General features: G+C 42.2%; 11 protein-coding genes. 1 reads left to right on the plus strand and 10 read right to left on the minus strand.

Going from position 1 to position 13011, the window contains the following annotated elements; all coding sequences use genetic code 11:
• Positions 1-249 precede the first annotated feature (249 nt).
• On the minus strand, positions 250-1887 hold the full coding sequence (locus ACORHU_RS06565; RefSeq protein WP_434363972.1) for a hypothetical protein: 1638 nt from the start codon (positions 1885-1887) through the stop codon (positions 250-252).
• The gene (locus tag ACORHU_RS06570; protein WP_000569185.1) at positions 1868-2617 is read right to left on the minus strand and encodes an ABC transporter ATP-binding protein; all 750 of its coding nucleotides are present in this window, start codon (positions 2615-2617) and stop codon (positions 1868-1870) included. The genes ACORHU_RS06565 and ACORHU_RS06570 overlap by 20 nt, the downstream gene beginning before the upstream one ends.
• 178 nt (positions 2618-2795) lie before the next feature.
• On the opposite strand from ACORHU_RS06570, the gene ACORHU_RS06575 reads away from it, so the two are divergent.
• Positions 2796-4250 carry an alpha-amylase gene (locus ACORHU_RS06575; RefSeq protein WP_434363974.1) on the plus strand — a complete coding sequence of 485 codons (1455 nt, stop codon included), beginning with the start codon at positions 2796-2798 and terminating at the stop codon, positions 4248-4250.
• Between the two features lie 89 nt (positions 4251-4339).
• On the opposite strand, the gene alaS is transcribed toward ACORHU_RS06575, so the two are convergent.
• The 8 genes from alaS to murB form a co-directional block, all read right to left on the minus strand.
• Positions 4340-6958, minus strand: a complete 2619-nt coding sequence (gene alaS / locus ACORHU_RS06580; RefSeq protein WP_434363975.1) for an alanine--tRNA ligase — start codon at positions 6956-6958, stop codon at positions 4340-4342.
• 21 nt (positions 6959-6979) lie between these two features.
• On the minus strand, positions 6980-7465 hold the full coding sequence (locus ACORHU_RS06585; RefSeq protein ID WP_434363976.1) for an LURP-one-related/scramblase family protein: 486 nt from the start codon (positions 7463-7465) through the stop codon (positions 6980-6982).
• Between the two features lie 274 nt (positions 7466-7739).
• On the minus strand, positions 7740-7982 hold the full coding sequence (locus ACORHU_RS06590) for a hypothetical protein (RefSeq protein WP_125443005.1): 243 nt from the start codon (positions 7980-7982) through the stop codon (positions 7740-7742).
• Positions 7983-8139: 157 nt separating this feature from the next.
• The gene (locus ACORHU_RS06595; RefSeq protein ID WP_000737962.1) at positions 8140-9210 is read right to left on the minus strand and encodes an ABC transporter substrate-binding protein; all 1071 of its coding nucleotides are present in this window, start codon (positions 9208-9210) and stop codon (positions 8140-8142) included.
• Positions 9207-9980 (minus strand): ABC transporter permease, encoded by a 774-nt coding sequence (locus tag ACORHU_RS06600; RefSeq protein WP_000712740.1) that lies wholly within the window; start codon positions 9978-9980, stop codon positions 9207-9209. The genes ACORHU_RS06595 and ACORHU_RS06600 overlap by 4 nt, the downstream gene beginning before the upstream one ends.
• Positions 9977-10783, minus strand: a complete 807-nt coding sequence (locus ACORHU_RS06605) for an ABC transporter permease (RefSeq protein WP_000753801.1) — start codon at positions 10781-10783, stop codon at positions 9977-9979. Before ACORHU_RS06605 ends, ACORHU_RS06600 begins: the two co-directional genes overlap by 4 nt.
• Positions 10764-11921, minus strand: a complete 1158-nt coding sequence (locus ACORHU_RS06610; protein WP_061638861.1) for an ABC transporter ATP-binding protein — start codon at positions 11919-11921, stop codon at positions 10764-10766. Before ACORHU_RS06610 ends, ACORHU_RS06605 begins: the two co-directional genes overlap by 20 nt.
• Positions 11922-12080: 159 nt before the next feature.
• The gene (gene murB, locus ACORHU_RS06615; RefSeq protein ID WP_434363983.1) at positions 12081-12986 is read right to left on the minus strand and encodes a UDP-N-acetylmuramate dehydrogenase; all 906 of its coding nucleotides are present in this window, start codon (positions 12984-12986) and stop codon (positions 12081-12083) included.
• Positions 12987-13011 lie beyond the last annotated feature (25 nt).

Raw genomic sequence — 13011 nt, forward strand, 5'->3', positions numbered from 1 at the left:
AAACATCTCAAACTCCATTAATCTTCAAAACATCATAGATAAAATCTAGTCCAAAATTTAAGCAATTGATGCTGTAGGATTTATACATTGTTATACATTACTAGCCGTTTTGTTTTTATGATAAGAAAAATGGCATAGAAAAACGAGTATATCCATCTACGGAAATACTCGTTTTTTGATAGTTAGAAGTGGGTTTTTGCTCAGATTCATTTCTTTTTATAAAATTTGTCAAGCAAGCGACCAACTATCTCATCTTTTTTCTATTTCTGTCAATATGCGTGACAGGTAGTAATGATAGCCAAAAATAGCAAGAGCAAGCAAGAGGATAAGAACTCCTACTCCCAAGCTGATGGCAAGGATAGGGGAGAGAGACCGAACCAAGAATAAGCTCCCTATTACAAGGACCATTAAGATCACACTATAAACCAAAATCAAAACAATTGCTACTATACGATTTGAACGGTTCACCAGGTCCGTAATGTTACTCCAATTGGTTGACAGATTTTTAACGTCCTTAAGGTAATGGTGGCAAGAAAGGATGACACTTGCAAAGATCCAGGCCACAATAAGGTAAATTATCGAAAGGATAGGCAAGCCTAGATATAGAGAAAGGCCAAGTAAAGTCAGAACTGGTAAAAAGGACTGGACAGCAAATATAATCCAAAATTTCACTTTCACATAACGAGCAAAGTCAAAGGGTAAACTCTTCAGAAAATCAACATTTTCTCTCTCCAAGGACAAGGCAATTGAATGCAGACTGGTGATATTGTTATTGACAAGAGCTATAAAGAGAGCTATAAAAAACAAGGGTAACCAGTATGGAGGATGAATGTCTGGAACTATCTGAGAATCTCGGATTTTGGAAATCAGACCAATCATCATGAGATAAGGAAGAAAAGCACTTGTAAAAAGCACTGTGACCACGCCAGTTCCCTGTCCCAAGAGGGTGAGGTGGTAGCGTAAAACCATACGGAAAAAGCCCTTTTTATTAGTAGTTGAAATTCTCTCCTTATTGCGACGTTCTTTCTTGACCTTCTCCTCACTATTAAGCAGGATAACGTCATAAAAATGAGGAAAAACCTTCTTTTTGGTCAGGTAAAGCAAGAAAACAGTTAAAGCTATCCAAGCGAGCAGACCCAGGATGGCTTCCGTCGAAAAAGGAGCCACTGCTATTTTGTAAAAGATATGAAGAGGATAAAGGAGAAATGGAATGTCTCTAACTTTGTCAACAATACTTCCAAAAGTCGACTGTAGAAAGAGGACAAATATTAAAGGTATGAGAACTCCTATTCCAATCATCACATTGGCAAAAATAGACTGATACTTTCTGAAGACCCTAGTCTGAGCCAAGAAATGTACTGCCACTACCATCACTAAAGTAACAGAGACAAATAATAAGGCCAAGGACAGCAGCATCAAAGGCAAACCCAACCACAGAGAAGGAGCTAGCCTAATATAGAGGACTAGAAAATAAGCTAGGATTGGTACAATTCCAGCTAGAGCTGGCAAGAGGACAGACAGGCCTTTAGCGATTATAATCTCTGATTCTTTAAAGGCATAGGGCCTATAGGAGGCCAGGTCCTTACTCTCATAAAAGACATTGTAAAATGCAGTGAAAGAAGTTGAAAAGGCAAGCACCAGTAAAATAGCAACCATGCTACTAAAAAAACTTGGCATTTCATCAAAAGGAAAACGAAAGGCTATATTTATAAACATTAATAGCATCAAGAGACTAGAAAAAATGTAAGAACTTAGGACTCTAGCGGAAACATTTACTTTTTTCCCAGGATTCTTAGCCTGCTTCTTTCGTAGGTTAGCCAGATTCGCTTCTTGAGATGAATAGAGGATATTGATATCAACTAATTTTTTAATGACCTTGAGACGCATCTGAAACCTCCTCTTTTCTACCAGCAAGGCTAAGGTAGATACTTTCCAAAGACTGGTCTGGGTGGTCTTTTCTCAAGTCCTCTACCTTACCACAATAGATCAAATGCCCCTTTTTCAAAATAGCAATCCGATCACAGACTTGCTCAGCTACCTCTAGGACATGGGTTGAAAACAAGACTGTCTTGCCTTTTTGTGCATGTTCCTTCATCATTTGCTTCAAATCAAAGGCAGCCTGGGGATCCAAACCAGTCAAGGGTTCGTCCAAAACCCAAATATCGGGATCAGACAAGAGTGCTCCGATGACAAAGACTTTCTGACGCATTCCGTGAGAAAGGGTTTCAATAACCTGATAGCGGTTTTCAGCAAAATCAAAAACACTCAATAGCCTAGCTAGACTAGTCTCCAAGTCAGAGCTAGTCAGATCATAGGATGAGGCGATCAATTCCCAAAATTCATTGGCTGTTAAGCGTAAAAATAAGTCAGGCGAGTCTGCTACGTAGCCAATCTTTCGTTTGATCGCCAAGCGATTTTCCGATAAATCCTGACCATCTACCAAAATACGACCACTGCTGGGTGAAATGATACTGACTAGGGATTTTATAGTGGTCGATTTTCCAGCCCCATTATGGCCAATCAAGCCCATAATCTCCCCATTTTCAATCTGCAAATTGAGATTGCTCAAAGCCTCTTTATCACCATACAACTTACTAACATTTTGAAATTCAATCATGGGATGACTCCTATCTTTATCTATATTACATACTATTATACTAGCACTTTGATACAAAAAAATCAATACTTTATTTTAAGTAGTTAAAATAGTTTCCTTCTATCTTATGCAAACGTTGGCGCTAACCAATACTTTATGATAGAATAAAGAACAAGATTGACAAGTAAGAGGAAACATCATGCAAAATCAAACACTCATGCAATACTTTGAATGGTATCTGCCCCACGACGGTCAGCACTGGACGCGTCTAGCTGAAGATGCTCCACACCTAGCTGATCTGGGGATTAGCCACGTCTGGATGCCCCCAGCCTTCAAGGCGACCAATGAAAAAGATGTCGGCTATGGGGTCTATGACTTATTTGACCTTGGAGAGTTTAACCAAAAAGGAACTGTCCGCACCAAGTATGGTTTTAAAGAAGACTATCTTCAAGCCATTCAAACTCTAAAAGCACAGGGAATTCAACCTATGGCTGATGTAGTTCTCAACCACAAGGCTGCTGCTGATCACATGGAAGCCTTTCAGGTTATTGAGGTGGATCCTGTTGACCGTACAGTCGAACTCGGAGAACCCTTCACAATCAACGGCTGGACTAGCTTTACCTTCGATGGTCGCCAAGATACCTACAATGACTTCCACTGGCACTGGTACCACTTCACCGGTACTGACTATGATGCAAAACGCCGTAAGTCTGGGATTTATCTAATCCAAGGGGATAACAAGGGCTGGGCTAACGAGGAATTGGTCGATAACGAAAACGGTAACTATGACTACCTCATGTATGCCGACCTAGACTTTAAACATCCTGAAGTCATCCAAAACATCTATGACTGGGCTGACTGGTTCATGGAAACCACTGGTGTAGCTGGTTTCCGTTTGGATGCAGTTAAGCACATCGACTCCTTCTTTATGGGCAATTTCATCCGTGATATGAAGGAAAAATACGGTGAGGATTTCTATGTTTTTGGTGAATTTTGGAATCCAGACAAGGAAGCCAATCTAGACTACCTTGAAAAGACAGAAGAACGCTTTGACCTTGTCGATGTCCGTCTCCACCAGAATCTCTTTGAAGCCAGTCAAGCTGGCGCAAACTATGACCTTCGTGGTATTTTTACAGATAGCTTGGTTGAACTCAAACCTGACAAGGCTGTAACCTTTGTCGATAACCACGATACCCAACGTGGTCAGGCTCTTGAGTCTACCGTTGAAGAATGGTTCAAACCAGCAGCCTATGCTCTCATTCTGTTACGCCAAAATGGCCTTCCATGTGTCTTTTACGGCGACTACTATGGGATTTCAGGGCAATATGCTCAACAAGATTTCAAAGAAGTCCTTGACCGCCTCCTAGCCATCCGAAAAGATTTAGCCTATGGGGAACAAAATGACTACTTTGATGATGCTAACTGTATCGGTTGGGTACGTTCAGGTGCTGAAAATCAATCCCCAATCGCAGTCCTTATCTCAAATGACCAAGAAAACAGCAAATCAATGTTTGTCGGCCAAGAATGGGCTAACCAAACCTTCGTAGATTTACTTGAAAACCACCAAGGTCAAGTTACAATTGATGAGGAAGGTTATGGACAATTCCCTGTCTCAGCTGCTTCGGTAAGTGTCTGGGCAGCCAATACTATTTAATAGTTCATAATATTCAAGCCAGGTCCAAGCGGATTTGGCTTTTTTGCATTCACAAAAAGATCTACCCAAATGGATAGATCTTTATTGTCTTATAATTTACCTGCTACTGCATCCAACAATTCTTGGATCTTAGCTTGGTTGCTTCCTCCTGCCATGGCCATGTCTGGTTTACCACCACCACGTCCATCGACGATTGGTGCCAATTCTTTGACAAGGTTTCCTGCATGAAGGTCTTTTGTCTTACTTGCTACAAGGACATTGACTTTGTCACCGATAGCAGCAACAAGGACAAGAAGATCAGAGTAGTCTTTTTGTTTCCAGTTGTCCGCAAAAGTACGAAGCGCACCGGCATCTGATACAGACACTTGGCTAGCGATATAACGGTGACCATTGACTTCCTTAACGTCCTTGAAGATATCGCCTGCGGCTGCAGCTGCGGCTTTTTCTTTCAACTCAGCATTTTCTTTTTGAAGCTGACGAAGTTGTTCTTGGAGTCCTTCTACCTTGTGAGGGACTTCCTTGACTTGAGGTGCTTTCAAGGTTGCTGCGACAGCTTTAAGAGCGTCCTCTTGTTCACGGTAGGCTTCAAAGGCTTCCTTACCAGTCACTGCCAAGATACGGCGAGTTCCTGAACCGATTCCTTCTTCTTTGACAATTTTGAAGAGACCAATTTCAGAAGTGTTGCCAACGTGGGTACCACCACAAAGCTCGATAGAGTAGTCACCAATAGTAACAACACGAACTTCTTTACCATATTTCTCACCAAAGAGAGCCATCGCTCCCATTTCTTTAGCAGTGTCAATATCCGTTTCAACTGTCTTAACTTCAAGAGCTTCCCAGATTTTCTCGTTGACTTGCTGTTCAATGGCACGCAATTCTTCAGCAGTTACTGCTTGGAAGTGGGTAAAGTCAAAGCGAAGGAATTCTACTTCATTAAGCGAACCTGCCTGAGTTGCATGGCTGCCAAGGATATTGTGAAGAGCCGCATGGAGCAAGTGAGTCGCAGTGTGGTTTTTCATAACACGGTGACGACGATTTGTATCAATTGCCAAAGTGTATTCTTGGTTCAAAGCAAGTGGTGCAAGAACTTCAACAGTATGAAGAGCTTGTCCGTTTGGTGCTTTTTGAACATTGGTCACAGTAGCCACAACTGAACCAGCCTCATCCAAGATTTGTCCATGGTCAGCTACCTGTCCACCCATTTCAGCGTAGAATGGCGTTTCCGCAAAGATAAGTGAGGCAGTTCCTTCTGACACAGCTTCTACTTCTGCATTGTCAGCCACGATAGCTACCAATTTAGAAGACAATTGGCTAGCATTGTAGTTGAAGACACTTTCTACAGTGATGTTTTGAAGGGTTTCATTTTGCATACCCATTGAGCCACCCTTGACAGCTGACGCACGTGCTCGTTCTTGCTGTTCTTTCATGGCTGCTTCAAAACCTTCACGGTCTACAGTCATACCAGCTTCTTCAGCGATTTCTTCAGTCAATTCAACTGGGAATCCATAAGTGTCATAAAGTTTGAATACATCTTGACCAGCAATGACAGATTGACCTTTTTCTTTCAAGTCTGCTACGATGCCTTGGGCAAAGTGTTGACCAGAGTGAAGGGTACGAGCAAATGACTCTTCTTCGCTCTTAACGATTTTTTCGATAAAGTCACGTTTTTCAAGCACTTCTGGGTAGTAGCTTTCCATGATTTTTCCAACAGTTGGGACCAGTTTGTAAAGGAAAGGCTCGTTGATTCCCAATTTTTGACCATGCATAGAAGCACGACGGAGAAGACGACGAAGGACGTAACCACGACCTTCATTTCCTGGAAGGGCACCATCACCGATGGCAAATGACAATGAACGAATGTGGTCAGCGATGACCTTGAAGCTCATGTTATCGCCATCTTGGTCATAAACCTTACCAGACAATTTCTCCACTTCACGAATGATTGGCATGAAAAGGTCTGTTTCAAAGTTAGTCTTAGCACCTTGGATAACCGCTACCAAACGCTCCAAACCAGCGCCCGTATCAATGTTCTTGTGTGGCAATTCCTTGTATTCGCTACGAGGAACAGCAGGGTCTGCGTTAAATTGTGACAAAACGATGTTCCAGATTTCGATATAACGGTCGTTTTCAATATCTTCTGCAAGAAGGCGAAGACCGATATTTTCTGGGTCAAAAGCTTCTCCACGGTCAAAGAAAATCTCTGTATCGGGTCCAGAAGGCCCAGCACCGATTTCCCAGAAGTTGTCCTCGATTGGAATCAAGTGACTTGGATCCACTCCCACTTCAATCCAGCGGTTATAAGAATCTTTATCATCTGGATAGTAGGTCATGTAAAGTTTTTCAGCTGGGAAGTCAAACCACTCAGGGCTTGTCAAAAGCTCATAAGCCCAAGTAATGGCTTCGTCACGGAAGTAATCACCGATAGAGAAGTTCCCCAACATTTCAAACATGGTATGGTGACGTGCAGTCTTCCCTACGTTTTCAATGTCGTTGGTACGGATAGCCTTTTGCGCATTGGTAATACGTGGATTTTCAGGGATAATGGTCCCGTCAAAGTATTTTTTAAGGGTTGCTACCCCAGAGTTGATCCACAAAAGTGTTGGATCATTTACAGGAACCAAGCTCACTGATGGTTCTACTGAGTGACCTTTGGTCGCCCAGAAATCAAGCCACATTTGGCGTACTTGTGCACTAGATAGTTGTTTCATATTGTCTCCTTATTTACTTGTTTAATGTGATTGGCTTTCCAGCATTTCCACATAGTCAATCGCGACACAGAGGGAAATGACTAGGTCTGCATAAGCGTCCTCAAGAACCGTTACGGTATAGGTAGAAGTCAGATGGAAGAGTTCCTTCTTAATTTCCGCAATCAGATGATCGCAATCATCCAGCAATTTGAAATTCAAATCCCAGATATTGCCCTCGATACGAAGACCTAGATTATCAAACTCATACTTATCTCGCCAGAAGGTCAACTTCTTCCGAATGACAAAACTCGAGCCATCCCGAAGCTGAATCTCAAAACGAGGAAGCAAGGTCAAGATTTCTTTACTGATCTGACTAACCTGTTCACCAGTCGCATCATAGATGGTAAAAGTTTTGGGAATCTTAAAAAATGATCCCTCCACCTGATAGGCAATTTCTCCCCTGTCATCCTTGATAGCGAAGCGTTCGCCTCCAAGACGAAACTTTTGTTTGACAAGAAATGTTTTCATCAACACCTCCAAAAAATCAAAAGACAAGCTCATATCACGAAGGGCGAAAAACCGCGGTACCACCTTCATTCAATGAACTTGTCATTCTCTTGTTCTTATGCAATTGTATGATTGAGTAGCATGACTTCCTCGCTTAGATGGCTCGCAGCACCGCCATTTCTCTGCACTAAGACAACTGAAAATCAAATCTCAACTTTCTTATTATATCGTTTTTTTAAGCTTGCGTCAACTGGAAATCATTCCCATTTAAATAACCCATTACCTACATCTCAGATTACTTTTTCAGAATATATTTTTTCTTACTGCTATCACTCTTTTTATCCCAACTTTTATTCCAAAGTTTTGAATTGTTAAAGATAGCTACGAAAATATTTGCAAATATAAAGAACCCTATCACCAAATGTATGGAATCAGTTGTTAGGTATTGTCGATCCAAGCCATCCTTTAAATGGAATAGTATAATTGTTTCGTCAACAATCAAAAAGGTTGGCCAATAACTTTTTTTGAAAAAGTAGATATCTTCATTTTTTGTTACCGCTTTCTGTAAGGTTAAGATTAGTATACTACTAGGCTAAAAAATAAGCAACCAGAATAGAAAAATATACAGTTAAAAAATTGCCTTTTACATAAAAAAACGAACCAGCTTTACTGATTCGTTTCGTGACTGCTAACTCCTACTTCCGATACATTTTAAACTGAAGGAAGAGGTCACTGTATTTGCCTGTCCATTTATGGTCAAATTTCTCATAAACTTCTAGGTGTTTCATGGTTTCAGCATCTGGATAGAAGGCCTTGTCTTCTTTTTTCTCCTCTGGGAGCAGTTCCTTAGCTGGTAGGTTTGGAGTTGAATAACCGACATACTCTGCATTTTTGAGGGCATTTTCGGGTTTCAACATAAAGTTAATAAAGGCATAGGCGGCATCTTGGTTTTTGACTGTTTTGGGAATGACCATATTATCAAACCAAAGGTTGCTGGCCTCAGTCGGTACCACATAGCGTAGATTTTCATTTTTTTCTAGCATTTGACTGGCTTCACCAGAGAAGGTCACGCCGATTGCAGCGTTGTTCTGAATCATGTAGCCCTTCATCTCGTCTGCAACGATAGCCTTGATATTTGGCGTCAATTTATAGAGCTTATCTACTGTCTCTTCCAACTGCTGGGGATCCTTGGAGTTGAGGCTGTAGCCTAGGGAATTGAGTCCTAGTCCCAGCACCTCACGCGCCCCATCAAAGAGCATGATAGAGTTCTTATACTCTGGTTTCCAGAGGTCATCCCAATGCTCAGGCGCTTCCTCTACCATTGTTTCATTATAGATAATTCCCAGTGTTCCCCAGAAGTAAGGAATGGAGAATTTATTGCCTGGGTCAAAGGACTGGTTGAGGAACTCTGGTCCTATATTTTCAAGACCTTCAAGTTTTGAATAGTCAAGCCGTACCAAGAGGTCTTCGTCCTTCATCTTGTTAATCATGTATTCGCTTGGAATGGCAATATCGTAAGTCGTTCCACCCTGCTTGATCTTGGTATACATGGCTTCATTGGAGTCAAAAGTCTCGTACTGGACTTGGATGCCTGTTTCTTCTGTGAATTGCTCCAAAAGTTCTGGATCGATATAGTCACCCCAGTTGTAAATGACCAGTTTTTGACTATCTCGGCTATTGATTTTACTGTCTAGATGCGTCGCAATTCCCCACAAGACGAGGATAATGGCTACAATTCCTGCTAAAAATGAATAGAGTTTTTTCATGCTTGCTCCTCCTTCTCACGTGAGATAAAGTAATATCCAACAACTAGGATAATACTAAAGAGAAAGACAAGGGCAGACAGGGCATTGATTTCTAAGGAAATCCCCTTACGAGCACGAGAGTAAATCTCGACTGACAAGGTTGAAAAGCCATTTCCCGTCACAAAGAAGGTCACGGCAAAGTCATCTAACGAATAGGTGAAGGCCATGAAATAACCTGCAATGATAGACGGAGTCAGGTAAGGAAGCATGATTTCCTTGAACATCTGAAATTGACTGGCACCAAGGTCATAGGCCGCATGAATCATGTCACCGTTCATTTCCTTAAGACGAGGCAAAACCATCAAGACCACGATAGGAATGGAGAAGGCTACGTGACTAGAAAGAACGGTCAAAAAGCCAAGTGAAAACTTGAGTTGGGTAAAGAGAATCAAGAAGCTGGCACCAATCATAACATCAGGCGCAACCATGAGGATATTATTGAGTGATAGAAAGGCTTCTTGGTATTTCTTACGAGACTGGTAGATGTAAATGGCACCAAAAGTCCCGATAATGGTCGCTATCAAGGCTGATAAAAATGCTAAGAAAAAGGTCTGAGTCACAATCAACATAAGGCGACCATCGCCAAACATGGTTTTAAAATGGCTCAAGCTAAAACCTGTAAAGCTATTCATGTCGTTGCCTGCGTTAAAGGCATAACCAATCAGGTAAAAAATCGGCAGGTAGAGGACAAGAAAGACCAGTCCCAGATAAAGGTTGGCAAATTTTTTCATCGTTCTCTCCTTTCCTTAGTCACCCACATGGTAATGAACATGGTCAGGATGAGAATCACACCGATGGTTGAACCCATACCGTAGTTGTCATTGGTTAGGAAATTCTGTTCAATAGCCGTTCCCAGCGTAATAACACGGTTCCCACCAATCAAACGGGTCAGCATGAAGAGACTCAAGCTGGGGATAAAGACCGACTGAACTCCACTTCGCACACCATTCATAGACAGAGGGAAGATGACATGTCGGAAGGTCTCCCACTTGGTCGCACCGAGGTCGTAGCTGGCATTGATGAGATTGTTGTCCATATCATCCAAGACATTAAAGATTGGCAATATCATAAAGGGAAGCTCGATGTAGCTTGCGACAAAGATAAAGGAGAAATCGGTAAAAAGCAACTGTTGTGAACCAATTCCGATAAATTCCAAGAATTGATTAATGGAGCCATTTTGACCAAAAATTCCGATAAAGGCATAGGCTTTAAGGAGCAAATTGATCCAGGTAGGCAGGATAATCAGCATGAGCCAGAGTTGACGGTGCTTGAGACGGGTCAAAAAGAGGGCTGTCGGATAGCTGATAAGCAAGGTCACAAAGGTCACAATTCCTGCATAAAGCACTGAATTGAAACTCATTTTGAGGTAGGTCAAGTTTTGTGACGCAAAGTAAGATTTATAGTTTTCTAAACTGAATTGTCCTTCAATATTGAAAAAGGATTGTCCGAAAATCAAGACCAAGGGTGCCAACACAAAGAGGGCGATCCAGAGCATGTAGGGCACTACAAAGAGTTTAGAGCTTGTTTTCTTCATCTCTTTCCTCCTCAATTGCATTGATCAAACCTGCTTCTTGCTCTTCGATTTCCACGTATTCTTCGATACGAGCATCGAACTCTTCTTCGGTTTCGTTGAGACGCATGATATGGATGTCTTCTGGTTCAAAGTCCAGACCAATTTCCTCACCCACGATGGCCTTACGAGTCGAGTGGATCATCCATTCATTTCCAAGTTCGTCATAGGCGATAATTTCATAGTGAACCCCACGGAAGAGCTGAGTATCCACCTTAACTTGGAGCTTGCCTTCTTCAGGAAGGGTAATCCGCAAGTCCTCTGGACGAATAACAACCTCAACAGGTTCATTTGGCTTCATCCCCCCATCGACTGCTTCGAAGCGTTTGCCGTTAAACTCAACCAAGTAGTCCTCAATCATGGTTCCTGGCAAGATATTTGACTCCCCGATAAAGGTAGCAACAAAGTGGTTGATTGGCTCATCGTAGATATCCACAGGTGTTCCTGACTGGACAATCTCTCCGTCATTCATGACAAAAATCCAATCACTCATGGCAAGAGCTTCTTCCTGATCGTGAGTGACAAAGACAAAGGTAATGCCTAATCGTTGTTGCAGTTCCCGCAGTTCGTACTGCATGTCTGTTCTTAATTTCAAGTCCAGCGCTGATAAAGGCTCGTCCAGCAAAACCACACGGGGTTGGTTGATGATAGCACGGGCGATAGCCACACGCTGACGTTGTCCTCCAGAAAGTTTGCGGATGGAACGTTTTTCATAACCTTCCAACTGAACCATCTTGAGAACTTCAGTAACACGTTGCTCGATTTCTTTCTTGTCAATCTTACGCAAGCGGAGCGGAAAGGCAACATTTTCAAACACATTCATATGTGGGAACAAGGCATAAGATTGGAAGACCGTATGGACGTCTCGCTTGTTGGTTGGGATATCATTAATTCGGACACCGTCTAGCATGATATCTCCTGTCGTCGCATCCAGTAAACCTGCAATGATGTTTAGGATGGTTGATTTCCCTGAACCAGATGCGCCTAGAAGGGTGTAGAATTTCCCTTCTTCCAACTCAAAGTTGATGTCTTTGAGAACCTTGGTGTTGCTGTCTTCAAAAACTTTAGAGACGTTTTTGAATTCAATAATTGGTTTTTTCAATTGTCATTTATTCCTTCTTTTTCATAGATTAACAGATCAGGGCTCTGTCAGGCCGCAACTACCTCGTGTAGGAGATTGAACTGCCTACATTCTTCTGCACTAACGATAGGCTTTCACCCCCTTTCCATGATATAGCAGCAGCTTTTCAACTAAAGTGCCCTACTTGCTTTCACCCAAGATCCGGACTTCTCTTTCAAGCGTGATACCTGAGTGTTCCTTGACTTTTTCAATCACAGACTCAATCAAGTCTTCGTAGTCTTTTGCCGTTCCATCTGCGACATTGATCATAAATCCTGCGTGCTTTTCAGACACTTCAACACCACCGATACGATAGCCTTTCAAGCCAGCTTCTGAAATTAATTGACCTGCAAAATGGCCTACTGGACGCTTAAAGACCGAACCACAAGATGGGTATTCCAAAGGTTGTTTGAGTTCACGTAGGTGCGTCAAGCGGTCCATTTCCTGCTTGATAACCTGATGGCTTCCTGGAGCAAGGGCAAATTTAGCTGACAAGACAACTGCACCAGACTCCTGAATGGCTGAGTGGCGATAACCAAAAGCCAAGTCCTTGGCAGACAAGGTTTCGATTTCTCCATCCTTGGTCAAGACCTTACAAGACTGCAAGATGTGGGCAATCTCACCACCATAGGCACCTGCATTCATAAAGACAGCACCACCGACACTTCCAGGAATACCACAAGCAAACTCAAAGCCAGTCAAACTATGACGAAGGGCAATGCGAGTTGTCTCAATTAAGTTAGCACCAGCTTCAGCTTCGATGGTATAGCCATCAACTGAAACATTATTGAGCTTGTCACACAAGATGACAAATCCACGAATCCCACCGTCACGAACGATAATGTTGCTGGCATTTCCAAGAACCATCCAAGGAATATTTTCTTGATTGGCAAATTTAACAACGCGAGCCAACTCAAAACGATTTCGTGGAAAGACCAAATAATCGGCCTCTCCACCTACTTTTGTATAACTATAGCTATGCAAGGGTTCCTTAAAACGGATATCAATCCCTTCTAAGATTTCAAGCATGTTTTCTTTTACTGACATGACACTCTCCCTTTTACAAAATTCA

The sequence above is a fragment of the Streptococcus sp. KHUD_015 genome, assembly GCF_051106265.1.
Lineage (GTDB): Bacteria > Bacillota > Bacilli > Lactobacillales > Streptococcaceae > Streptococcus.